Annotated in this window: 25 protein-coding genes; 20 read left to right on the forward strand and 5 right to left on the reverse strand. The window is 37.9% G+C overall.

All coding sequences use genetic code 11. The features are described from left to right. Nucleotides 1-9: 9 nt before the first annotated feature. The 10 genes from M0R38_10265 (at nt 10) to M0R38_10310 (ending at nt 12185) form a co-directional block, all read left to right on the forward strand. Nucleotides 10-1101, forward strand: a complete 1092-nt coding sequence (locus M0R38_10265) for a DUF2184 domain-containing protein (protein MCK9482127.1) — start codon at nt 10-12, stop codon at nt 1099-1101. Between the two features lie 180 nt (nt 1102-1281). After that, nucleotides 1282-1650, forward strand: coding sequence for a hypothetical protein (locus tag M0R38_10270; GenBank protein ID MCK9482128.1), 369 nt, complete (start codon nt 1282-1284; stop codon nt 1648-1650). A gap of 103 nt (nt 1651-1753) precedes the next feature. Beyond that, nucleotides 1754-2254 carry a DUF4054 domain-containing protein gene (locus tag M0R38_10275; GenBank protein ID MCK9482129.1) on the forward strand — a complete coding sequence of 167 codons (501 nt, stop codon included), beginning with the start codon at nt 1754-1756 and terminating at the stop codon, nt 2252-2254. 1 nt (nt 2255) lies between these two features. Beyond that, nucleotides 2256-2693, forward strand: a complete 438-nt coding sequence (locus M0R38_10280) for a hypothetical protein (GenBank protein ID MCK9482130.1) — start codon at nt 2256-2258, stop codon at nt 2691-2693. Beyond that, on the forward strand, nt 2690-3256 hold the full coding sequence (locus M0R38_10285; protein MCK9482131.1) for a hypothetical protein: 567 nt from the start codon (nt 2690-2692) through the stop codon (nt 3254-3256). The genes M0R38_10280 and M0R38_10285 overlap by 4 nt, the downstream gene beginning before the upstream one ends. Next, nucleotides 3256-6726 carry an InlB B-repeat-containing protein gene (locus tag M0R38_10290; GenBank protein MCK9482132.1) on the forward strand — a complete coding sequence of 1157 codons (3471 nt, stop codon included), beginning with the start codon at nt 3256-3258 and terminating at the stop codon, nt 6724-6726. Before M0R38_10285 ends, M0R38_10290 begins: the two co-directional genes overlap by 1 nt. Nucleotides 6727-6786: 60 nt before the next feature. Then, nucleotides 6787-7983 carry a DUF2213 domain-containing protein gene (locus tag M0R38_10295; protein ID MCK9482133.1) on the forward strand — a complete coding sequence of 399 codons (1197 nt, stop codon included), beginning with the start codon at nt 6787-6789 and terminating at the stop codon, nt 7981-7983. Between the two features lie 19 nt (nt 7984-8002). Next, nucleotides 8003-11335 (forward strand): hypothetical protein, encoded by a 3333-nt coding sequence (locus M0R38_10300; protein ID MCK9482134.1) that lies wholly within the window; start codon nt 8003-8005, stop codon nt 11333-11335. An 18-nt stretch (nt 11336-11353) separates the two neighbouring features. Next, nucleotides 11354-11518 carry a hypothetical protein gene (locus tag M0R38_10305; GenBank protein MCK9482135.1) on the forward strand — a complete coding sequence of 55 codons (165 nt, stop codon included), beginning with the start codon at nt 11354-11356 and terminating at the stop codon, nt 11516-11518. A 130-nt stretch (nt 11519-11648) separates the two neighbouring features. Then, complete coding sequence (locus M0R38_10310; protein ID MCK9482136.1) at nt 11649-12185, forward strand: hypothetical protein; 537 nt, start codon at nt 11649-11651, stop codon at nt 12183-12185. 4 nt (nt 12186-12189) lie between these two features. Here M0R38_10310 and M0R38_10315 read toward each other — a convergent pair whose 3' ends face one another. After that, nucleotides 12190-12876: a SprT-like domain-containing protein gene (locus M0R38_10315; protein MCK9482137.1), complete on the reverse strand. Its 687-nt coding sequence runs from the start codon at nt 12874-12876 to the stop codon at nt 12190-12192. 198 nt (nt 12877-13074) lie between these two features. Beyond that, on the reverse strand, nt 13075-13281 hold the full coding sequence (locus M0R38_10320) for a hypothetical protein (GenBank protein ID MCK9482138.1): 207 nt from the start codon (nt 13279-13281) through the stop codon (nt 13075-13077). Between the two features lie 221 nt (nt 13282-13502). Here M0R38_10320 and M0R38_10325 point away from each other — a divergent pair, with 221 nt between their 5' ends. Further along, nucleotides 13503-14951 carry a hypothetical protein gene (locus M0R38_10325; GenBank protein ID MCK9482139.1) on the forward strand — a complete coding sequence of 483 codons (1449 nt, stop codon included), beginning with the start codon at nt 13503-13505 and terminating at the stop codon, nt 14949-14951. Between the two features lie 78 nt (nt 14952-15029). Here the strand turns inward: M0R38_10325 and M0R38_10330 are convergent, their stop codons facing one another. The 3 genes from M0R38_10330 to M0R38_10340 are packed head-to-tail and all read right to left on the reverse strand — an operon-like array spanning nt 15030 to nt 18733. Further along, complete coding sequence (locus M0R38_10330) at nt 15030-17096, reverse strand: hypothetical protein (GenBank protein MCK9482140.1); 2067 nt, start codon at nt 17094-17096, stop codon at nt 15030-15032. Between the two features lie 4 nt (nt 17097-17100). Beyond that, a complete protein-coding gene (locus M0R38_10335) occupies nt 17101-17952 on the reverse strand; it encodes a hypothetical protein (GenBank protein MCK9482141.1) in 852 nt (283 codons plus the stop codon). 4 nt (nt 17953-17956) lie between these two features. Beyond that, a complete protein-coding gene (locus M0R38_10340) occupies nt 17957-18733 on the reverse strand; it encodes a hypothetical protein (protein MCK9482142.1) in 777 nt (258 codons plus the stop codon). 498 nt (nt 18734-19231) lie between these two features. Between M0R38_10340 and M0R38_10345 the strand changes: the two genes are divergently transcribed. From M0R38_10345 to M0R38_10385, 9 genes are all read left to right on the forward strand, one after another. Continuing rightward, the gene (locus M0R38_10345) at nt 19232-20395 is read left to right on the forward strand and encodes a reverse transcriptase domain-containing protein (protein ID MCK9482143.1); all 1164 of its coding nucleotides are present in this window, start codon (nt 19232-19234) and stop codon (nt 20393-20395) included. Nucleotides 20396-20512: 117 nt separating this feature from the next. Next, nucleotides 20513-21355, forward strand: a complete 843-nt coding sequence (locus M0R38_10350; protein ID MCK9482144.1) for a DUF1351 domain-containing protein — start codon at nt 20513-20515, stop codon at nt 21353-21355. A gap of 3 nt (nt 21356-21358) precedes the next feature. After that, entirely contained in the window at nt 21359-22063 is a 705-nt protein-coding gene (locus tag M0R38_10355) for an MBL fold metallo-hydrolase (protein ID MCK9482145.1), read from the forward strand. A gap of 22 nt (nt 22064-22085) precedes the next feature. Then, the gene (locus M0R38_10360; protein MCK9482146.1) at nt 22086-23255 is read left to right on the forward strand and encodes an ATP-binding protein; all 1170 of its coding nucleotides are present in this window, start codon (nt 22086-22088) and stop codon (nt 23253-23255) included. 2 nt (nt 23256-23257) lie between these two features. Next, nucleotides 23258-23713, forward strand: coding sequence for a DUF669 domain-containing protein (locus tag M0R38_10365; protein ID MCK9482147.1), 456 nt, complete (start codon nt 23258-23260; stop codon nt 23711-23713). A gap of 5 nt (nt 23714-23718) precedes the next feature. Further along, complete coding sequence (locus M0R38_10370; GenBank protein MCK9482148.1) at nt 23719-23925, forward strand: cold shock domain-containing protein; 207 nt, start codon at nt 23719-23721, stop codon at nt 23923-23925. Next, on the forward strand, nt 23922-24281 hold the full coding sequence (locus tag M0R38_10375) for a hypothetical protein (protein ID MCK9482149.1): 360 nt from the start codon (nt 23922-23924) through the stop codon (nt 24279-24281). Before M0R38_10370 ends, M0R38_10375 begins: the two co-directional genes overlap by 4 nt. A 23-nt stretch (nt 24282-24304) precedes the next feature. Beyond that, nucleotides 24305-25018: a 7-cyano-7-deazaguanine synthase QueC gene (queC, locus tag M0R38_10380; protein MCK9482150.1), complete on the forward strand. Its 714-nt coding sequence runs from the start codon at nt 24305-24307 to the stop codon at nt 25016-25018. Nucleotides 25019-25030: 12 nt separating this feature from the next. Continuing rightward, nucleotides 25031-25291, forward strand: coding sequence for a DUF3310 domain-containing protein (locus tag M0R38_10385; GenBank protein ID MCK9482151.1), 261 nt, complete (start codon nt 25031-25033; stop codon nt 25289-25291). The last annotated feature ends 133 nt before the right edge of the window (nt 25292-25424 follow it).

Genomic DNA, 25424 nt, shown 5'->3' on the forward strand with positions numbered 1-25424 from the left:
GGATAAAGTATGTTAAAAAAAGCACATGACAATCGCCCAGCATTCGCTCATTATAATTCAGGTAAATATTCAGTTAAAAGTATGTTCCCTGAACGCTATCGTTTAATGACAAGCGCTCAACGCAAGGCACACGACGCTAGTTTCACTTTTTTATCAAATAATCTTGCCAAAATTGATAAAGAGATTTATAAACCTTTACTAAATATTACTTATGTCGAAGACGCCAAAGGCTGTATCGAAGTTGGTAATGAATTAGTAGATGCGGTTGAATTCTACTCCAGTGACTACACTGGGTTAGCTGATACCGTTAATAACATCTTCGGGGCAAAGGGAGATATTATCCCACGCGTCACCGGAGGTTTAATCCAAGGTCGCTTACCTGTATATAACTTCGAACTCGCTTATGAATTTAAATTCGTCGAGTTAGAAAAATTAGCAGGTAAAAATACCCCATTCGCTATTGAACAAGTTTATATTGACATGGTTAACGCGGGTTGGGATTTATTTGTTAATAGAATGTTCTACACCGGCATCGGCGGTGAAGGTGGTTTATTAAATCATAGCGCCGTTAAAGTTTATACCTTACCAGGTGTTACGAGCGCGACTATTCATACTGTTGATGACGCAGTCTTAATTGCCGCGTTCAACACGATGATTAAAAACCATCTCGTAGCAACAAACTATAACATCAATACCTTACCGGATCGGGTTATCGTTCCAACAGCTATTGCAGAAACATTAGCAAACCGTGTCTCACCGATGTACACTGATTACCTTATCAACTTCTTAAGCACGCACAATTTAGCGACAGCAACAGCGCGCGCAAACGGAATTGAAGGGCATCGGTTAGAAATCGTTGGTCGGGCACAAGCTGATGACTTAGGTGTCGCAGACAAAGGACGTTTAACACTTTACAAACGTGATATTAAGTTCTTAAAACTTCATATTCCATTTGACTTTAAATCGTTCCATACCGCACCTGATATGACATCAATGGCTTACGTCACTTTATTCGTTGGTCAAGTTGCACAAGTTCAACTTCCTTATAACGAAAGCAGTGACACGCACGGAGCAGTTTCTTATTACGACCTCGCCTCCTAATTAGAATTGATTAAATATTAACCAAAAAGATCTCTTCGGAGATCTTTTTTTTTGCCATATATATAAAAGAGCAAAAAATCAAATATCGCTTGACTTATATATACTTATAGTGTATAATAAATATATATAAAAGTATTAAAGGTTTTGCCTGATTTATTAATGACGAAGGAGGAACAGTTTATGTCATTACGAATTAGCGCCGAACGCACTTTTACGGTCATGAAAGAATTAAATTACCGTGACAACAGTTTAAATCCGGATACGGCGCGCAGCAGCGACGGTAATTATACCCGGGTGGCAGTTTTGGATCCGGTTATGATCACTTTTCGCAAGGGGTTACACGAGTATACCGATAAGGACTTGCTTAACAATTTCGCAGGTGAGCCAATCGAAAGTATTTTAGAGTGGCCAACAGTAAGAGCCTTTATCCGGCGCGGGATTATTATTGTCGCTACCGGTATTTTAGGAGCCGATGAAGAACCTGTGGTAAAAACGAAAGTTAAGAAACCAGTTAAGTTTCAACCTGCCCCTGAAGAAAAAGAAGCCTAAAAGCGCGCCCCGGGACAAAAATAACTCCCGGGGCTTACTTTTACGGTGGTTATTCTTTTTTATCACCACGAATTATATTATAATATATATATAGGAGGTTTATATGTATAACAATAATCGTTACCCTTTCCCGAAAGTTATCCGCCCGCGCGTTAGTCGTAAAAATCCGCAGTTCACGCTTCGGCAGTTTACTTTATTTATACCAGCGATGAAACAATTTGTAGAAACTGAGCGGGGTCGAGAAGTTTTCGATATTTATAAACCGATCGCTAATAGCAAAGTTTTCCATTCAATGATGGGAGACGAATGGCAAATGGCTATGGCCTTATGTATTGCACATTATATTTCTCTATGGGCACAGAATGCGACGCTTGCTGAACGCGGCGCAGGTGCCACGATTTCCGCGGTTGCTGCTTTAGGCCAACCTAAAGGTTTATTAACCAGCCTCTCAGTAGGTGAAGTGAGTAAATCTTATGATTTCTCGCATACGATGCATGAGAAAGGTATTGATACTATTTTTTGGAACCAGACCGAATATGGGAGACAATTTTATGCTATTTGGGCCCCGAAACAACCACTTGGAATTGGTTTAGTAGGAGGCTAATATGAACAACGATTATATTGATTATCGTGACCCAGAAATATATGGTAAGCTCGATGATGTGATCGAGGCTTTTTCTTATGACTTTTGGGTTTTTGTTAAATCACCGAAAGGATTAAACCCGGAAGGAGCGATGACATATAATCGTCGTAAGTATAAAATAAGAGGTTCGCTACAAGCGTGGAAAAAGACTTATAGATACGGCGAAGGCGAGAACGCTAATACCAGTGTGCGCACTGGGAAGTTCTATTGTAAGTATAATGTTAAATTAAACGTAGGTGATATTATACAAAAACACGATATGCATTTCCGGGTAACCGAAGTAGAAGATTATGATTACGGTGGTGTTCGGCAGTATATCATCGAGCGCTTGGGTTACGAGGAAATTATTACATATAATTTTGATGAATATGTTGAGGAGCGATTTGACGATCAAGTATGATTACTATAAGTATATTAAGACAAATTATGCGACAATTATTATGGAAAATTGTTGATCAAGAAAAAATTGAATATGATGATATTCGTTATTTAAAGGCTGATGCAGGTCAATTTCCGATGCGTATTACCAAAAACAAGATAGGTAACAAAGAAGAAATTAAAACAGTTCCTTATATACCAGAAAGCGATAATTTTATTTTATTTGATGTCGTACCTAAAGAAAATGTGGCCTACGAGAGCGATGAGAAGGGTTCTTCATCAATGTGGTCTTTTGACTTGGTTGTTAATCTTTACGGGCGCGATAGCGATTCTTTTGTTCAATTCATGATTGTTTATTTACAACATTATGAAGTAACCAAATGGCTAAATGAACAACTCATAAGCGTATTTAAATTACCTGATGAAATTAATGTAGTTGATGGTTTTGAAAACCAACAGTGGTGGATGAGGAGACGTTTTATTATTAATCTTAATATTGCTCAGTCGGTTGATTTTAAAGAAAAGGACAAATTGATTCAAATTGATGGAGTTAATATAAATATCGAAGAAGGGTTAAATAAGTAATGTCATATTGTAAGCGGAAATCCAATGCGGTAACGCTTGATCCAAATAGCGCAACCCTTGTCAACGGATCGAGGGTATTTTCTCACTACTGGTGCGAGCCAGATACTGTTTTTCCTCTCGGTTCTGGTACTTTTGCGTCTTATGATTTACCTCCTGGTCATGCGAAATTAAATACCGGGGACGCTATCGTAGGGTGGCGAATTGGAGCGGGCCCTTATGCTTTTACTCCTTACACGCAGTTGGCGTGGTCTCAGATGGAGGCTGGTAATCCTATTAATTTTAGCATAGCTTCAGGAAATAGCTCTCATTTAGATAAGTCTAAAATAGATCAGTTATTAAGAACCAATAACAGCATATATCCTATTTTTAATAGTACTCGTTTTGGTATTTCTTTTGATTTGGACGGCGGTGTATGGACCGGGGCCGCGCCTTCTGGTATTACGTACGCCTTCGGTGCCGCCCCTACGTTCAATCCTGGGGTAGGTAGGTGGAAAAATGGGTACGCTACCAACGGGTGGCAAGTGCGTCGAGGTATTCTAGATTTTGTGGATATCGTGGATTATAATTTGCCTCCATACATTGCCGGTCCCCTTACATTAACAGCTCTCTGGGAGCCGATTGTTTATAATATTACTTATATTATGAACGGAGGTTCAGGTTGTAGTAATACTACTTATACGGTTGAAACCGAAACGTTTAATCTATGTACGAGCGCTTCTCGCACTGGTTACACTTTTGGGGGTTGGTATAAAGAGGCCGCTCTCATAAACAAAGTTACCGAGGTACCCAAAGGAAGTACTAATCATAAAACTTTTTATGCGAAATGGCATGCGCTTAATTATAATATTACTTATTATTTAAACGGTGGCACAAATAATAGTAATAATAAAACATCTTATACCATTGAAACCGAAACATTTAATTTGCTTAACCCTTCACGTGAAAATTATGATTTTGCAGGGTGGTATGATAATGCTAATTTTACTGGTAACCCTATTACTCAAATTGTTCAGGGTAGTACTGGTCACCGGTCTTTTTATGCAAAATGGGTACCGACAGTTTATACTATTTCTTACGTAGATGGTGGCGGATGCGCTGAACATGCTTACACGGTTGAATCGGGTGAAACGACGTTGTGTACAAGTGCCACGAGATCTGGTTATACTTTTAAAGGTTGGTATGACAATCCCAGTTTTAATGGGAGCTCCACAACGCAAATACCAGCAGGCAGTGCAGGTAATAAAACCTTTTATGCGAAGTGGGAAGCAATTAATTATAGTATTACTTATTATTTGGACGGTGGCTCCAGCAATCCAGATAACCCTGTTACTTATAACATTGAAACAAATACTTTTGATTTATTTCCTTCATCAAAAATGGGATATAATTTCGATGGCTGGTATGCCAATAGCAACTTCAGCGGCGACCCAGTGGCGCAAATTGTTAAAGGAAGTACTGGTAATAAAACTTTTTATGCAAAATGGGAAATAATCACTTATAATATTACTTATGATTTAAAAGGAGGCTTAGGCTGTAGTAACCGTACTTATACAATTGAATCTGAAACGATTACCCTGTGCGTACCGACGAAAACCGGTTATGCTTTTGATGGCTGGTATGATGTTAATAATAAAGTCACTAATATTCCAGCAGGTAGTATTGGGGATCGTTCATATTATGCAAAATGGAATATAATCAATTATAATATTACGTATAACATGAACGGGGGTTCGGGTTGTAATAATACCATTTATACGGTTGAGTCCGGGTTAGTTAACCTGTGCACGAATGTGTCTCGTATAGGATATACTTTTAAAGGTTGGTATGACAATGCCAGTTTTAACGGGAACCCTATAATACAAATACCAGCAGGTAGTGTAGGTAATAAAATCTTTTATGCGAAGTGGGAAATAATTACTTATAACATTGCTTATAATTTAAATGGCGGTTCCAGCCATCCAGATAACCTTGCCACTTATAACATTGAAACAAATACTTTTAATTTACTTCCTTCATCAAAGGTGGGATATAATTTCGATGGTTGGTATGATAGTAACAATAATAAGGTAACACAAATAACCAAAGGCAGCGTGGGGGATATAACGTTATCAGCGCGCTGGTCCCTCGTAACTTATAATATAACTTATAACATGAGCGGGGGTTTGGGTTGTAGTAACCGCACTTATACAATTGAATCTGAAACGGTTGTTTTGTGCACAACTATTGAAAAAACCGGTTACACTTTCGATGGTTGGTATACCAATAGCAACTTCAGCGGTGGTATAGTAACAGAAATTAGTAAAGGAAGTACTGGTAACAAAACTTTTTATGCAAAATGGGGCGCGGTTACTTATGATATCACCTATCACTTGGGAGGAGGTACCAACCACGGATCTAATCCCCTTAATTACACGATTGAACAAGTACCTATTACTTTACAAAATGCTTCGCGTGCAGGGTATTCTTTTGAGGGCTGGTATAAAGAAGAGAGCTTCATAAATAAAGTTACAAATATTCCTGCAGGTAGCACGGGTAATAAAACCTTTTATGCGAAGTGGTCAGTTGTCGATTATAACATTATTTATTATTTAAACGGTGGTACTAATCCCTCTTCTAATAAAGACGGGTACACGGTTGAACAATTACCTTCCACGTTACACGACGCCTCGCGCCCGGGGTATGCTTTTAAAGGTTGGTATGATAATGTTAGTTTTAATGGGAACCCTATAACACAAATACCAGCAGGTAGTACGGGTAATAAAATCTTTTATGCGAAGTGGGAAATAATTACTTACAATGTCACCTATAATATGAACGAGGGTAACGGTTGTAGTGACCGTACTTATACAGTTGAGACGCCGACGTTTAATTTATGTACAAGCGTTTCTCGTACAGGGTACTGGTTTAAGGGCTGGTATGACAATGCCGGTTTTAACGGGAACCCTGTTACACAGGTTCTCAAAGGCAGCACGGGCAATAAAATCTTTTATGCGAAGTGGCAAAAGCGTGCCGCGCGCGTGGTGCTGTATAATAAATATATTCAATATAAAACCGGCAAGGTTCATGAAGTTAATGTTAATCCTAACCCTACCAAACTGTTTGAGTATGATGAAGATATAATCATTAATTTAAGTAACATGGCTCTTCTTGATAAGAAAAAAGGTTCTATTTGGTCTTACCGATTTATCGGGTGGACAAAAGACGGGACTCGTTATACCGACGATGCTTATAATACACCCTCATATTCTTATATCGAAGGAAATAATAATATTACTCACGGTTTAGGTAAAATGGGATCCTTGCCCAACGCCGTTGATGGCACAATAAATAACGAAGTATATTATGCTGTATGGGAACGGTATAAGAGCGGCATAAAGAAAAACAATAAGGACCTGGTTATATATAAAGGTGATACTAAATTAAAGAAAATAACAAAAGGATCAGTTATTATTTGGGAAAAACCTAAATAATGATGAATTTTTACTAAAAATAGTATATAATAATAATAATAAAGAGAAGAGGTATAAATTATGAAATATGTATATGAAGCAAAGTTATCTGAGCATATCGCACGCGATAATATCGGCCAACTTATTTGTACTGATGTTCCTATCGCACGCAGTGGATCCCAGGACTATTTAGAAGATGAAATCAATGGTAACGGGTCTACCCGTATTATTAAATTACAACGGCCGTGGCAAGTGGTTAAAGAATCCGCTCCTTCATTTGAAGGTAAGCCCTTTATTAAGGGCCACCCTGCAGATGATGTTACGGTTGAAAATATTAAAGCTTTACAAGGAGGGCACGTACAAAACGTGCGCGCTGATGATGAAAAAGAAATGTTAATAGCGGATATCGTTGTTAGTGATCCGAAAATGATTGAATTAATCGAAACCAAAAAAATGCGTGATATCTCGTGCGGTTATTTTTATTCCGCAGAAGGCCACGTTGTTACTAAAATTGTCGGTGAGCACGTTGCACTTGTTGAAGAAGGTCGCGCGGGCAATACGCGGATTTTGGACGCTTTGCGCCAACGATTTGATACTTTTTTAACAGAAATGCCTGTTACAGAAGCAAAAGTCGGTGACTGGTTATATTTAACGAATGCTGATGGCGACTATAGTTTTGTAGAAGTTATTAAAATCATCAAGCGCGGTACGCAGCGATTATTATTAATTACTGATCATATTTCAAAATCTGTTGCTTTCACTTTTGATGAAAATGACGTCGTAAAGGGTTTGATTCGCGATATTGTAGAAGTTGAATATAAAGATCCTACCGAGGAAGAAATAAAAAAAGAAATCAGCCAAAAACTCGGTGATACCGATCGCAAAATTAGACGGCTTGCTCTAAATAAAGAAAAATATGATCGGTTTAAAAAAGCTTTCGATTATCGTTATGATTTTACTACTGATCAAGAATATAATAAACCTTCAATTGCGCAGTTGAACAAATGGCTACGACACGAGGATAAAAAAGTGGCTGACCGCGAAAAGGTCTCGCTTTACAATTATGGTATTTTTAATAAGGATGACGAACTCGTAGCATATGTCGCAATCGACCGGAATATGGAAAAGGGTACTGTTATCCAACGCTCGCTCGCTGCTGTTTTTACAAGCGACAACTGGGAAGAGATTTTAGAGAAGAGTTATATTAGAAGTTTAAAGAAGGAGATTGCTAACTTCGGTTACATTAAAGCACTTCATAATAAAACATGGCTAAATTAATTAGAAAAGGAGGATCAGCATGCAAAAGGTAATTTTTCGTGCACAAGGTAATGGTTCATTATCTCGTCCATTTATATTAGAAGTAGACCATCAGTTTGATAAGAACTCGCCTTTTATGGTGGAAATAGAAGCAAATTATGAAGGGTTCGAACGAGTTAATAATTATTTTGCTTTTTCAAATAACAGCGAAGTAATGTTATTAAGTTATTTGAAATTAGTTGATAACCATTATATCGAACACGAAACCGAACACGCGCTCGCGCGCACTTTTATCGCCACGGATAAAAACCACGTCGTTGATGGGCCTTTTGTCGTAAGTGTCTATAACGGTATAACCTATTTGTCAAAAATGCAGCTCCACGACGGTTTCAAAGTTGTAAACAGCGAATTCATAAAAATACCAGAGGTCGCTTCCTTACAAGAATGGGCAGATAAAATAAATAAAGGTATCGGTATATATATTATTGGCGACTTAACCGGGGGAATTGTTTATTATACCCGCGGCGAAGTACGTAATTTTTTATCCGGCCCGGTGATCGTTGAAGTAATAGCGATCGATGAACACTCCGAGCCCGGTAAAAGTTATCAATATATTCGTGTGCTTGATGCGCATGGTAATGAAGCTATCGGTTATTTTGATGTTGTGGGATTAAGTGATTTCGTGGAAACCGCAAGCGATCCGTTAGTCGCTGCCGTTGATTATATACTACCTATAGTTAAAAGAGAAATTATAGATGGTGGGGCAGTTGCGCCGTACGCTGAAGAAAGCGGTAAAACAACCCGCGATGATCTTGATCGTAAAATAAGTGATACTTATCATGTTAAAAAAGAAGATTTAATAATTGAGGCAGCATCTCCCAATACTCCCTCGCCACAGATACGCATGCGCGCTCACGGTGAGACCGAGGTTGAAGAATATAATATTCAAGCTTTAACAGACGGTTCTTTAAAGATTGAAAAAACTGATTTGAACCAAGCCCCGTTTGTAATTAAAAGTGACGGGACAGTAGAAATTGAAAAATTAGAGAGCCCGAGTTTTGATACTAAAGTTGATAAACCCGCGGGATCACCTAATAATTATTTTAGCGAAAGCAACGAGTATTTACCGCTCCAGCGCTTTGCACGCGTGCGTTATCAATCAACTTCAGGTTGGGCGAAAGTTGCAGAAGTCACTTTGCCAGCAAGTGCCGACGAACGCAAGAGTGCAATCTTTTTTATAAACTGTGAAAACAATACTTCTACGACAAGTGAAAGTTGGTTCGGTATTCTAGAATGGAATATTCACGAGGCCCCTGCATCAAACAGTATTAAATGGTTAGTTACTTACGGGTTCGGTGAAAATAATTTTAATATACGTTACCACTCGGATACTAACACGTTATCCTTTTTTGTCTTGCCATCCGTCGGTAATATGAATTTATGGTTAGCGAGTGAGAGCACGAATGGGTACGTAACGTCCGATATTGTTTTGTTCGACGCTACCGATAGCACATCAAGAACAGGTTTATCTGTGGCTGCTAAAGCAGATTACTTAACGCACGCGGGGCACGTGCGTAACACGCGCAAAGTTGCCGACATTGTGTTAAGCGGGGACATAAGTAAGGAGGCATTAATCAATGCGCTCAAAGCGAGTGATCCGAGCGATACTGATAAATTGACGACAGTAGGGATTGTTGCTGATATGTTTGCGGAACTAGTAAACGGCGCGCCTGCCGCGCTCGATACTTTACAAGAGTTAGCCCAAGCGTTAAATGATGACCCGAACTTTGCAACGACGATGAGTAATTTAATCGGCACAAAGTTATCTAAAGTAGACGCTCAAAATACATATGAAACTATTGTAAATAGTGATAATAAATTAGCATTAAAAGCTGATAAAACTTATATAGATGCAGAGCTTTCGCTAAAAGAAAATATCGTTGATAATGATAATAAATTGGCACTAAAAGCCGATGATATTATTATGGAAAACCTTATTGAAGACGGGGCATTTACGCAAGGAACGACGCACTGGATGCCTTTATATAATAATACTATTGAAACAACAGCGGAAGGATTATTAGTAACAGGTTCTGGAGAAAACGAAGGACTGACCATACAAACCAGAACAGCAGTGCTCTTTTCAACCTCACCAAATGACTTGTATTACAGATTTTTCAAAGCAAAGGTTTTAGATGATGGGGCAACCAGACTTTTCTTAAGAAATTTTGGAACATCTACTTCAGACCTCGCAGTTAATGACCCTATAAAAGATACCTGGTATAGTCTTAGTGATATTGTTACGAAAACAGAATATGTTAATAACCGCACATTTATTAATGCACGGTGGGCAAATGCAGAAGAGGCGTTAAACAAAAGATTTGTAGTCAATACTACCATGACACTTAACCTTACTGAAACTTTCGGTGCAGGTAATGAGCCCACCAAAGAACAAATGGATGCATTACTTAATAGTGAACCCTTTTTTGAGCATAAACAACTTAAATTAGATGAGTTAATTAAACAAAAGGCAAATACTTTTACACTCAGGAACTTAGTCCCGAACGGTGATTTATTGACAGCAAAACCAAGTCCGAACGAAAATCAAGCGTTAGGATTTACTTATACAAACTTAACCGATATTACTTTAAGTGGCGGAATTGCTAAATTCACAGCAACCGCGCAGTATGCCAGAATTCTGTTAAGTAATCCGACTAATATTTTTAACTCAAACGATGTTTTTTATAATTTCGCGAGATTTAAATCATCAAGAACCAATGTCACCATTTCAACTCCTATCGGAGCTGGTATTAGTCATTCTGGTTCTGGTAATTTTGAGTTTTTATCTACTTGTGGTAAATTTGTGAATATTTACACAATTGCTCAAATAACTGATAGAAACACGGGCGATTGGACTGAAGTTGAGGCTGATTATATTGGGGCAATTAACCTTACTGAAACCTTTGGGGCCGGCAACGAACCAAGCCAAGGAGTAATGGACTTACTTATTAATCGTTATGGATATTTTCAAGAATTAACCCTAAATCTAAAAGACATTTTCAGCTTAATACAAGCCCGCGGACAACGCTATATACCTACCCTATCAAACGGGGCAACTTCCAATAATGTGTTCTTTACAAAAGACCAAAACGGATTCGTTGATATAAGCGGACAAATAACGGTTGATCTGGGAGATAATCCATCTATTACTGCATTTAATCTACCATCTAATTATAGACTCGCACTTGCTGGTTTATTCCCTGGTATGCTTGGTAATGGAACTCATATTCAAGTCTATGTTGGTAGTAATGGTGATATTGTATTCTACAACAGCGGGACGATTCATATATCCATAAGGTATCCCGCAGCATAATTAAAGGAGAAAAGGATAATGACACTTTTACGAATTATTGACAAGCACACAAAACTGTTCTTGAGAGACGATTTTGTCTTTGATGAAGAAACTGAAATTGGTTTAGACGTTGAACCAAGTCAAGGTCTATTTAAGCCTAAATGGGATGAAGAAAATGAAATGTGGGCAGAAAGCGAGACGTAGATTATGAGTATGAAAAATAAATGTTTTGGAACGGACCAATAACTCCGCCGCCCGTGAGTAGTGTTCAAATTGCAATTAGATTTTTAGACAAAACAGGCAACTATAGAATATTTAGAAAGAGGTAATTAATATGGAATTAGGAAAACAAGCATGGCTTTATAATCAAATAATACGAAAAATGAACAACGAAGAAGCTTATTATTTAAGCGGTTGGTTAAACGTTTGGCTCGACGGGATATCGCTCGAAGATAGCTTATCTATGTTCGGTGATAAAAAATCATATGACGAAATAAGAGAACTCTATTTAGAAGTGTTCGAAGAATATTATATTGACGGCTGGTATCCATTCAGTGACCTGACGCGCGAGGAAATCAAAATCATTCAAAAAACGCTCGCCGAATTCGACAATGAAGCAATACTCGTGCGCCACGGGAATTTATTATTAACCAGCGAGGCACATTTAACTAATACAAAAGGAATACTTATAAGTATTCCTGATTTAACGTTTGAAGAATTAACTAATTATTTAGCTGACTACAATGTTTTTTACGAACGCCGGCGTGGTAATAAATATTTTTTACAAGGTGAGGACGCGCACTACGCGTTAGTAGAACTCATCGCGGACGGGTTTATCGCCCGTGACGCAATCGGTGAATTCGGTAAATAAATGATTATTTATTAATATAAATAGCTAGTCCTCCTGTATAAGGTGAAAATACGCGGCCTGATAAATCTTCGTCTTCGGCTAAGAGATCGGTCACGTATTTTTTTGGTAATCTAAAGCGTCTGCCCGAATCTTCGCAAATAAAACTTGTCGATATTTTTTTATTTTCTAAACTCGCAGTCGGTGATTGGATTGGTAAATAATTTATTACAAATAATTTTTCTAAATATTCTTCTCCAAACTTTTCTTTTAATTCTTCAAGCAATTTTTCAAACCACGTTTTAAATGCTTCGTCCTGTAATTCTAAAACCGCCGGGGTTTCAACTTTAAAATGTGCTTTCGTCGAGCGTGCGAAAAGATGATGATCCAAACAAGCATTTAAAAATACCTTCTTGTGCCGCCCGTTTCGGGAAACATCATTCACGTTGTTTACGAAGTGATAAAGGTGGATCATTTCGTGAAACAAAGTGACAGTGGCTTGTAAAATGCTGTCAATGTGGATCGGTGAAAGGTTAATTTCATGGTATAAATCATCAAACCGCCGCCAACGGTTAGCACCGAAATGCCCATAACTTTTTTTCTGTGGCGAAAAAGTAATACAAACCGGTGGTAATTTTTTGTCAAAAAAGTTGTCATTAATACTTTTAGCAATATATTCTGCGGCTTGTTTGTCATCAAATAATAAATCTCTCATAATTAATCTCCTTCTTTCTATATATTAATTATATATAATAAGTCATCAAAGGTCAAGCAATATAGTTATAATTTTATTTATACCACAAAATAAGTTGTTGTTAGATTGTTTATCATACCTTATTAGCGCGCAATACTCGCTTTTATAAAGGATTTATTTTAAAACTGTATAAATACTTACCGCGAGGGAAATTATCTGTTAAACGCGCTTTTTGTAAGGTCCGGATTTTTTATATTTTTTAAGCGGTTTATAATTTTTTATATAAAAATCAAGATGCACCTCTATCCACGCGTTAACATCTTTTATTTCTTCATCCGCAAGTTTATATCTAAGTGCTAAATAGTTGCGAAAACGGTATTGTAAAGTATTCCATTTTTTAAGATTTTCTGGCGAAAGTTGTTCCACCAGTCTATTCCGCATGTTTTTCATTATATTCTTTTTCCGTTAAAGGAACCTTTCGACTATTTATTTCACCTCTTATATATAATTCTACCCATGTTTCTAAATATTCTTGATAGTTCATCATACTACCTCCTAATTCTATTATATATAATATCTTCAAAAAAGTCAAGTTTATTATGGTAAAAGGTTTTGTTTTTTGTTATCAGGTATACTATAATATATGTATGAAGATAATAATTAAATTAACCAAAAAACGTTTACTGGACGATCGGCGTTGGAACGATCGTAATTTTGACCTCAGTAATCTGTTCGCTCTTTTGCGATTAGCACGTGAACAAAAGTATCATTTAAAAAAATATCGCGACGCTTATGTGATTTTTGCTAATAATAAACAAGTTGCGGCGCTTGATGTTTTTGGAAATATCTCCGTTGATGATGCTTTATATTCGGCGTACAAACAAAAATATAAAACACAGCGCGATTTATTTAATCAACTAAAAGCAGAATATAATGACGAAAACGCGGTGGAAGCGCACTGGGCGCCAGAAATAGTAAATGAATTTTTCACACGGCGAGGCTCAGAAGAGCATTCACGTCACACGCGTGAGGCGCGCAATAAAGCGCTCGCGGGATCCGCAGAAATGTTCCGTAAAGAAATCGGTAATAAACCTATTCGTGCCGCGAACGGCGAAATGTATACCGCGGAAGATTTTGCCGCTTATTTGCAGAATATTTATAGTAATTATCATATTTTCGATAAATGGTGGAAAAAAATTACCGAGTGGTATATCAATAAAACCTTACGCGAAGATAACATCGCTTTTATTCAAGATTTTATAAGATCGGTAGAATTGTTGGCCCAGGCTCATTACGATGAATATGACGAAAACTTCAACGGTCTCAGCCCGCGTGAGATTATCGACTTGTTTAAGGTTGAGGCAAAAGAAATCAGCCTACGTGAACGTAAAGCCGCACAAAAAGTTGAACGGCGAGAAACTGATTACGAGATTATTCCTATACGGTCGCAGGAGGAAGCGCGAAAATGGCGCCAATATACCAGCTGGTGCGTAACTAGCGGTAGTTATAATAGTTATGTAGAAGTAGGGAACCTGAATAAAGCCGATTTGTTTTATTTCATGGCCAAAAAAGGTTTTGAAGATGTGCCACGCAAACGCGGTCCAGGTGCACCGAAAGATGAATATGGTTTGTCCCTTATTGCGATTTCAGTAAAACCTGATGGCAGTTTAAATACTGCTACCACGCGGTGGAATCACGACTGCGGCGGAAATGACCGGTCTTTAACAGTTGCCGAAATAAGTGAGTTAGCCGGCGGTGATTTTTATTCAATCTTTAAACCTTTATCGTCGAAAGAAGATATAGATAAGAGTATTATATCGCATGCGACCCTTATTAAGAAGGGACGTAGCGGTAAAAATCGGCTTATTGAATACAAAGACAAAATACATATCGCAAGCGGCAACGAGATATTAAGAGACCGTTATGAAGATATTTACAATTTATTTATAATTAAAGAAAATAAAAATGGTTATACCTTAGCAACCCACGGTGAAGAATGGGTTATACTTGATCCTGATTTCGAAGTATCAATTTGTAGTAATCGTATCGATACTCAAAATTACGCCCGCAAACATGGTATAAGTTTTAAAGAATAATGCAATCGTATTAGGTATAATTTTAATAAAAAATCGTGTTTAAACACGATTTTTTTAGATATATAGAATTAAATAAAATTATAATCTTCTATTTTGATCAAGAATTCTAAACTCGCCGGTGCCTTTATAAAAATATACTGCTGCACGCAGGCATGCCACAAACCCCTCGCGCGTTGCCAGGCGCTCAATTCCGTCTTTGAGCGCGTTTTTATCATATGCACAAATTGCGAGGTCGCGTTTAAACTCGACACACTCTTTTGCCCACTTAATATTAGCGGCGCCGATGCCTAATTGTATCTGCGTCATTTTCTGCGATAACGCCCGATCATCGCTATAATTTATCAACCCGCGTACTTTTCCCATAAACGCGTTATACAGCACTTGTTCTTCGCTTGCATCGATTATCGCGCGCACGTCCTCTGTTAGCTCTCTAAGGCGCGTTATTGCGTCGAATTCCGTAGCATAAAAAGTTTCTTCTTCTAAAACCCAAAGCGAGTCGCTCGGGGCATCATATGTAAACTTTAAAAACTTGTATAATTGCCCCTCGCGCGTTACCGCGGCATTAACACGACTGGTGAATGGTTTACGTTCTAAAACGTTATATTTACTCATAGCCGAAGCAAATATACCAAAGTATTTTTCTTCAAACGCATGAATAACAAGTTGTGAAAAAGCATCAACAATATCGTCATTACTAACCATCGGGAATGACAAGAGCCGATCTTTCAACATCTTTAAGTTAGGCGAAAGTTCATTAACTTCGTTTAACAAGAAGTAAACGTTTTTTGAAACCATCCGCGACACCGCAATTTCCAAGCGCTGGCCCTTACTATTAGATTTCGGATCATACGCAATGAGCCCGGGTATAATGCTCTGCAGACGCTGAATAATTATTTCCCCATTCGCCTTCGATTCGACAATCTGCGTCAACATCGGCGTCGTATCGGTTAAGTTTTTAACCCACCGCTCCGAAGCATTATATGCCATGCGCTGTTCAAAACAATCAACAATTAATAATTTATGATCTTTATAATAGGCGAGCACCGAGCCGAGCATGTCCGACGTTTCTTTATCTTTAATAGGAAAGTCGTGCGACGCGTAAATAAACTCTGGTTCTTCCATTATATCGCCGGCTTCGTAAATGTTTAAATAATTAAAATCATCTTCTTTCAAATACGCCGATTCTTTTGAAGGTTCTTGCAAATACTGCGTACGGAAAATACTTTCATTATTAATACTCCGGCGCAAATTGCTGTAATCACCGAAACGCTCCGGCCACAGCGGATCCCCTTCATTAAACACTTGATATGAGCCATCAACAGGGGAAACATATATGGTGTTTTCCTTCATGATGGCAGGAATTACGACGAAATTAAAATCTTCCGGTTGCGTATCTGCAAAATAACCGGTAGGATCATTCGTCGCGAGCCGTTGCTGAATATTAATAATCACGCCGGTTGATTTCGGGTTATTAAGCCGCGACGGTAACGTGTGCTGTAAAAACGCCATTGCTGTTTTAAACGACTCTTGTTGTTTGCTCGCTTCTTCAGCATTAATTAAATCGTCTAACACGATAACGTCGCCACCGAAACCGGTCATCGTCCCCAATGGTACCGAATACATTTGTGAACCAGTATCCATTAATAAATCTGTTTTAGTATTTTCTAACAACTTTACGCGACCAAACACTTTCTTATATTTTGTCGAATTTAAAATACGCTGCCGTTTTGTGTTCATCTTACCACTCAACGCCGCAACGTGGCTGACACTTGCGACTTGAAGCCGTGCGACTGTAGTAAGCCACGTCGGCAGTTCAATGTTAAGATACATGGATTTAGTGTGCCGAGGACCGACATTAATACTTAAATGCCGTTTATTATTACGGACATTAACAATTTTATAATTAGGGTATTTTTTAATTATTTTATTCAACTCGCGCTCATAAGTTTTATCATCCAACCAGTCTTGTTTGGTTAATTCTGGTAAAAAATGTTTCGTGTGCCACATGAAAAGATCAGCATAATAACGCAATAACCAATGATCCTGCGGGGTAGATTGATCACATGTTTCCCACATATCCATGCAAAAATCATGCGGACTTTTCGTATATAGCGTTTTTAAAATTGTCGAGAGCGACGCTTTCATCGTATTAGTTCACCGTTTTATAACGCGCGAGCGCGGCAAGTTCGTCAGGTTTAAAATATGATTTAGGAATCATTCGCGTTTCGAAGAAATTGTTATAAAGGTCTAAAGCTTTCTTGCGATAACTTTCAATTTCATTATTATTTACTTCGAATATTTTGTGAGCGAAGTTAAACATTTCATAGGTAAATCCAAATGTTTCTACCAACGCTTTATAATCCATATTAAACGTATCCGTCCCGAATATTTCTGCTATTAATCCGGTATCAACCGCTTTGCGTAATAAGAGCGACGCTTCTTCGGTAAGGAAGCCGTATAGCATCATAAAACGACTGGCGCCTACAAAATAGGCTTGATTCATACCTTGCACCAGATGGTCTTTCGGCCACTGTTGGTTGACAACAATTTTATTCCATTCGCGCATTTCTTTCGCTTTAATTTCAATCGGTAATTTCACTGGGGCGCGCAAGAGCTTGTCGAGTGCGCCGCTGAAAGGGATGCTCTCAGGAAATTGATTGAAGTTTACAAATTGTGTTAAAGTAAACGATTCCAAATCAATGTTCTCGCCGTATAACTCATATAAATATTGGTCAGCAAAATGTTCAACGATCCCACCTTTTAGGGTTTGATAGAGATCAATATGTTCTTTTTCTAAAAACCCGAAAGTTCGTAATAATGTTTTACCAGGCGATGTCCACGGGTTGAGACCGCAGAGATCGACGAGCGCGTGCGATGAAATATTCGGGGCACGCATTTGACTCGTGTTTACGCGGAACGCGGTCGGTAGCATCTCGTATGAAGATTCTGCACTCATCCACCGATCATTTAATTTCCATCTTACTGTTCTTTTTAACTGCATAAAATTATTCCTCTTTTTTCTTTGTTATTTTTTTATTTGTTGTTTTTGCTTTTGTTGTTTTTGCTTTTGTTGTTTTTGCTTTTGATTTCTTTTTATCGGCAGCAAGTTTTTGTTGTAGCTCTGATGATTCTAATAAACGGGCCATATTTTTCAGCTCTTTTACGCTTAGATTTTGATATAAATCTTCCTCGTTAAGATGCTCCTGCGTCTGCGGTATTAAGGCATAAGCATCGATGAGTTTTTGCACGGCGTTCATTTGATCTTTTATCTCTACTTTCTGGTTAGGGATCATCGAATTACCGATCGCTATATTTGATATAATAATAAATAATTCAGGTTTAGTTAGCGGGCGTAATAACGGCGCAGTACTATTACCATACATAACAAATGGCTCTAATAAATACGGATACCATTTAATCATTAAATAATAATCATCGTCAATTTTTAATCCGGCAATCGCGCGGGCCAAGCTCAAAGGGTCGTTATGAAAATCTTCTTCAAGAATGTTGTAGCGCGCGAGATGATCAAGAATTTCCAGCTTGCTCATTACTTTAATATTATAAATAGCCCGTGCAAAATCGGTTTCCTTGCTCGTAAGAGTCCGAATAGGAAAACGGTTATTAATTTCATAGTAGTTGAAATATACCTCAACCTCGTCGCGGTTGATTTGCAAGTCGCCGGCTATTTCGTCACGTGCGGTGGGCGAGGGGTTAGCGAGCGAGTTTCCTGCGGGAATTACGTGCGCGTTTTCCGTGTTTTCAGTGTCTTTAGTGTGTGCCATGTTTTCTTTGTAAATCCTTTGTTTCTTATTAATATTATAATGTATTTGTTTCCTAATGTCAAGGAAAATAGGCTTTTTTAAATAAATATACAAAAACTTGTAAAATGTCAATCTATGACCTATTATAGCAATTACAATTTTTCTCTCTCTCTTTGCGATTTTCTGGGTTTATATTTGGGTGTATATTATATAAATATAATATACAACAAGCGCTGTTTTTGAAAAACAAATTTATATTATATATATAATATATATAATATAGAAAATATAAACCCAGAAAATCGCAAAGAGAGAGAGAAATATTATAAATATATATATAGAAGACTTTCAAAAATTCTTGACTTTTATTTATTTTTTGTTTTTACTTCTCACACTTTTTTCTCATTTTCTCTTAACGCTCTCGCCACTTTAGCGCTTTTCACAGCAACAAAAAAATTATCTATTATAAGCCTTGATCTTTCTTCACTTTCTATATATAATAAAGATGAGGTAAAAATTATGAGCATTATTGATTTATTTTTCGACAAAAACACTTGGGAAGCGTTCCACACACACTTAACGGATCCTGAACGCATCACCCGTGACGCTGCCGCAACCAAAACCGTCACGAACATAATTGAGGACAAAATTAAAGTTGATTTCGATTTCCCAGCACCGCGAAAAAAGATACTTAAGAAATACCGCAACGATAAACCCCGCACGGTGTTCACTTTTCCTGAGCCGTACCAGACGTATTTGAAGTTCTTAAACTGGGTGATCCTTAATAATAATATATATATAAATAAATTCAGCAGATCAGCGATCGCTTATATTCCTGGTCGGTCAGTGAATTATAATATTAAAAAAGTAAAAAAATTATTTGTGAATACCCCTCACTATTATAAGACCGACTTGAAGGATTTTTTCAACCAAATAAATCAGGAAAAATTACGGGTAGAAATAAAAGACTTTTTCGCCGGTGACGAAAAACTAATAAACTTCTTTAATGATTTAATTAACATAATCCCCGAAGGTGTGGGCGCTGGGTTACCAACCGCAGGCCTATTGGCGAATATATATTTAACCCCGCTCGATAAAAAAATGGATCACGCGAAAGTAATTTATTTCCGTTACGCCGACGACATTTTAATTATGGCTAAAAACAAAAATAAACTTTCGCGCGATATCGATTTATTTACTTCTGCGCTCAATGAGCGCGCTCTAAGAGCAAATGAAAACAAAACTGATAGTGGTATTAACGAAGTAACTTTTCTGGGTGTCACCATAAATAAGCATCATATTCGTATTAGCAGGAAAGCAGTTAAGAAGATAAAGAGTTCGATCCGACGTCGCGCGCACTGGTTCAATTATCAGTTTGATAAAATTGGTTTAAAACGAACGCGGCGGCAATTATTAAGAACATACTTGAGAGGTATAAATGACAAGTTGTATGCGACTGGTAGCGAAAGCGAGCGCGGATGGGTACGATGGTATAGCCCGCTCGTCATCGGCGCCGGTGACGATGAATTTAAAGAGATTGAATTGTATTTATTAAAGAAATGTAAAGAAGTCGGGGGTAAGATGAGTTATGACGAATTACATAAACTCGGTTACAAATCACTTGTGCGCGAACATTTTAAATTAAAAGAGGCAAAAACAAAAGAAATATCGCTTGACCTTTAATATTATTTACGGTATAATAAAATTATAAGAAAAAGAATTAAAAAAATAATTACCTTGCTTGACATATGAAAACAATTCATATATAATAAAGATATAAAGAATAAAGGAGTAAATGTTATGACCCAACTACCAGACGTGATCAGAATCACCGCGGTGCCCACAATACGTTCATCAGTCGATGAGCTCGCACTTGTTGTAAAGAAAAGAATTGCTGAATTAAGAATCGAAGAGATTGAACCCACGGAAGAAAATAAGAAATTATTAAAAGATACCCGGGCCAATTTAAATAAAGAAATTAAAGATTATGAAGAACAGCGCAAAAAAATTAAAGAGTTGCTTTTAAAGGACTATAATGTTTTTGAAGAAGAATACAAGAAAAAAATTAAAACTCTTTACGACGAAACCGATAAAACATTAAAAGAGGCTATTGATAAGATTCAGCGTGAGCAGGATCAAGAACTAAAAGATTACGCTCTCGAATACCTTAATGAGCGCTTGGCGGTTAACAACCCCGGTGTAATTGAGTTTGATCAAATTCGAATTAATTATGCGAATAAAAAACAAATTCGGTTATCAATTGATAACTACATCGATGATATCCTCAAGAGTTTAAATATAATCAAAACTTACGGTGAAAACGAAGGGCGTTTATATGCAATTTGGTTACGCACTAATTTTAATTTGGTCGAGGCCATTACACAACTAAATAATGATATTGCTGTTGAAAAACAATTAGCACGAGAAATTAAAGAACGCGAAGCGCGCGAAGCACTTGCGCGTGAAATGTATAAAGTAGAAGAAATTACAACGCCCGAAGAAGTAGAAGAAGCAGAAGAAGATTTTGTTATCGAGGTCGAAGAATTGTCTCATTATTCATTGACCGTCAAAGCGACTCCTTCGCAGCTTGAAAAATTATTAGAATTTCTTTTAATCAATGATTATGATTATGATTTGGAGTAAGAAATGATTAAAGTTATTGGTTCAAGTTCCGCGGGTAACGCAGTATTATATGATGAAGGTAAGATAATGGTTGATTGTGGACTGCCTTTTAAAACATTACAACCGTACCTGGATAAAGTGAAGCTCGTATTACTCACACATATTCACGGCGATCATTTCGCTCCGTCGACGATCGCTACAATATGCGCGTTATATCCAAAAATTACATGGATGGTACCGAATTATATGAAAAAAGAATTTTTAGCGCTTAAAAGGCCTCATACGCGCGTTATAATAACGAAAACGAGCAAAGAATATGTCGCCGGTCCGTATCTAATCAAAGTATTACCATTATTCCACGATGTGCCAAACGTCGGTTATTCAATAATTATTAATAATGGTTATAAGATCGTTCACGCCACGGACACGAATATGATTCGGCATTTACAAGACATTAAAGAGTATGATTTGTATGCCATTGAGTGCAATCACGATGAAAATATTATTTATGATAAGATCAAAGGTTCGCTCTATGATGAAAGTTATACTTACGAAATCCGTTCACGAGAAAATCATTTATCGTTTCAAAAAACGATAAGCTGGTTTAAAGAGGTGCGAAAGGAAGATTCAATATTACACCCTCTTCACGTGTCTCACTCGTATGACGACGAATTAGTTAAAGTTATTATGAACCGGTTGTTAAAACCGGATCACGATATAAAAGAGTAAAAGAAAGAAAGGAAATGAAATTATGAGTATTTTACCAAAAGTTTCTCGCGTAAAGCGCGAGGCAAACAGCGCATTAAAAATATTATTATATGCGCCGCCTGGATTCGGTAAATCCTACTGGGCAAACCAATTCCCTGATCCGTTATTTTTAAACACGGATGGCAACTTACAATATTTAGATGCTGCAGGGGTTGTTGTTAAACATTGGTATTCACATCCTGGTAACAGCGATAAAGAAGCCGTCGCAAGCAGTTTTGTGAATATCGTCGAAGAATTAGTTATGACTAACGGCGGAGGGTTCAAAACAATTGTTGTTGACTTACTCGAAGGTGTTTATAACTTATGTAGAACTGCTAAATTGCGCGAATTTAATATACAAGACGAAGGTGATATACCCTTTGGTAAAGTGTATAAGATGATTCGTTCAGAGGTTTTGACACAAATTAACAGATTACGGGCGCTGCCAGTTAATGTTATTCTCCTCTCACACGAGAAGGAGCTTACTATCAAAGACCGGGTAGGGAGGGAGTATACTTTTTACACCCCGAACGTCGACGATAAGTTTTTAAAACCATTGAGCGGGACAGGGTTCACATTACGTGGTTATTGGAAAGATGTCACGAATGAGCGAACCCAAGAGAGCACTGCAGTGCGCATGTTGTCTCTGACACCGAAGTCAGAAGAATTCCGTGTGACACGGTTTACTGATACTGATGGCACTCCAGTGGCGCTGGAAGATATCGAACTCACCTATGAGGGCGTGCGCGAATTATTTGATCGTTTAGCCGATCCTGCAAATGCGGGTAGTTTTGTAAAAGCGGATTCGTCAGAAATGATGACAGAAACCGCGAGCGATTATAAAGACAAACTTACCAAAACGCGCGCCAAACCTGTTGAAAAAGTTGAACCAGTTAAGAAACCTATTGAAAAAGTTGAACCAATTAAGAAATCTATTGAAAAAGTTGAACCAGTTAAGGAACCTGTTGAAAAAGTTGAAAAGGTTGAAAAGGTTGAAAAAGTTGAAGTTAAACCTGCACCGGTTAAAAAAGAGGAAGTTAAACCTACACCGGTTGAAAAGGTTGAACCGACAAAAAGCAGTGTCCCGGTTACAGAAACGCAGCAAGAAAGAATTGCGCGTATTCATCGAGAAATTGCAGAAAAAATTGCTAATGCGAAGAAAGGAAATAAATAGTTATGGCATTATTTGATAACATTGATTTATCGCACTTAACAGATCTTGTTAAGGCGGGCTTGGAAAAAGGTAATCTCCCTGATTCCTTTGCCGAATTACCAGAAGGAACTTACTTATGTAAAGTTCACAAATTAGAAGCACGTCTTACGCGTGAGACACAAAAACCGATGGCGGTATGGGAATTAATTATTCTAAATGACGGAGATTATGAAAACCGTCACGTGTGGGTTAACCAAATTCTCGAAAGCGATACTCCCGAAAAAACAATTGACGCATGGGCTCGTTTTAAACGGACGTTATCAACATTCTTAGGCGGTTACGAAATTGATGATATTTCGTTAATCACGGAAGATTTAATTGAACAATATATCCTCGACGTCGAATGTACTTTGAACGTGAAAAAAGGTTCCAAAGGCGGTACCTTTATGACCATCGGACCAGTAGTGGAAGGAGTTTAAAGATTATGGTAGGAAAAATTAAGTTTTTTGATACCGAAAAAGGTTACGGATTTATTACAAGTGGGGAGCACGAAGGTGATATCTTCGTGCACCACACTGGAGTTTTACAGGAAGGGCCGAAAAGTTTTGATCCCGGTGATAAAGTTGACTTTGACCTAACAAAAGGTGAAGACGGCCGTTATCAAGCAATTCGTGTTAGTTTAATCAAATGAGTTATTATTTAGAAATAACCGCGGTTGAATTCCCTATTACGCGGCGGAGACACGAATATCGTGCGTTAACAGGTAACGACAAAATAAGGTTCTTCGTGTTAGATATTATTTCCGTCCTTAATGCTCACGGGGTTGGTAAAATGGTTTTATTAACCAACGATGAAGAAGATGCCGCGGCTTACAAAAGTTTATTAGAAGCACAAAGAAATGCGGCAGCGGTTAAAGAAGCAATGCTTCAGCAAAACAATTTAAAAGTCAAAGTGGTCGTTAGAGAAATAACTTATTATAATGAAGTTGATTCGAGGGAAGAAGCCTATATAGACCTCGGTGAAGGACCTGGGGATGAATTGGAATAAACCTGAAGAAAGGGGAGACAAACATGAGAAAAAATAAAGCGGTGGTTTTATTATCAGGCGGTCTTGATTCATCGACACTACTTGCCTATGCTGTTAAAAATTATGGCCGAGCAAACGTGTTAACTATAACCGCAGACTATGGACAAAAACATCGCAACGAAATATCCGCTGCTATAAATGTTAGCGAATATTACGGTGTAAGAAACATACTCGTGGATATGGATGCTATATTTAAATACAGCGATAACGCCCTTATGTTTCAATCAGCAACACTTATACCAGAAGGATCGTACAAATCCCAGGCTCAGAACAAACGTGAGCCTCTGGTCACATATGTGCCTTATCGTAACGGGATGTTTTTAAGCGCTGCGTCTGCAATTGCTCTATCCATTTTCAAACAAGAACAAATTGATTTATATTATGGTGCACACGCAGATGACGGAGGTGCAGCGGCTTATCCTGACACCTCTGCAAAATTCGTGAGGCATCAGGCACGAGCGCTATGGTTAGGTAGCGGTAAAAAAATTAAAATGGTAACACCGTTTGTTAAGAAGCGGAAAGCCGATTTAGTAAAACTCGGTTTAGAATTAGATGCACCTTATCATTTGACCTGGTCTTGTTATAAAGGTCAAAAAGTGCACTGCGGCGAATGTTCGACATGTATAGATCGACAAAAAGCATTTGCGATGAATGGTGTAACCGATCCGGTAAAATATGCAAAAAATAAAAGAAAGTAAAGGAATTAAAACATGGAAAAAATGACGAAAATGGGATTTGTGGAAAATGACGCAATTAATCCTGATCACTATAAACAAGCGCGACGCGAGGCAATTGAAATCATGGAAGATATTGTTTCGGACCCCGCGTTTAATGGGTACGAAGGATTTTTGGTAGCAATATCAGTTAAATATTTATTGCGCCATAAACACAAGAATGGGATTGAAGATCTTAACAAAGCCAAGTGGTATATTGATCGCTTGATTGAATATCACGGGAGAACGGGGGAATAATTATGGGCGATTTTATTGATAATTATCAAAAGTTTGCATCAGCGGCACATTTAGAAAAAGGTCCTGAAGCGGGTGCAGCGGTAATTGGATTTGCCTTAGGATTAGCTGGCGAAGCCGGCGAAGTGTGCGACGA

It is taken from the genome of Bacteroidia bacterium (genome assembly GCA_023228875.1).
Classification (GTDB): Bacteria; Bacteroidota; Bacteroidia; order NS11-12g; family UBA955; genus JALOAG01.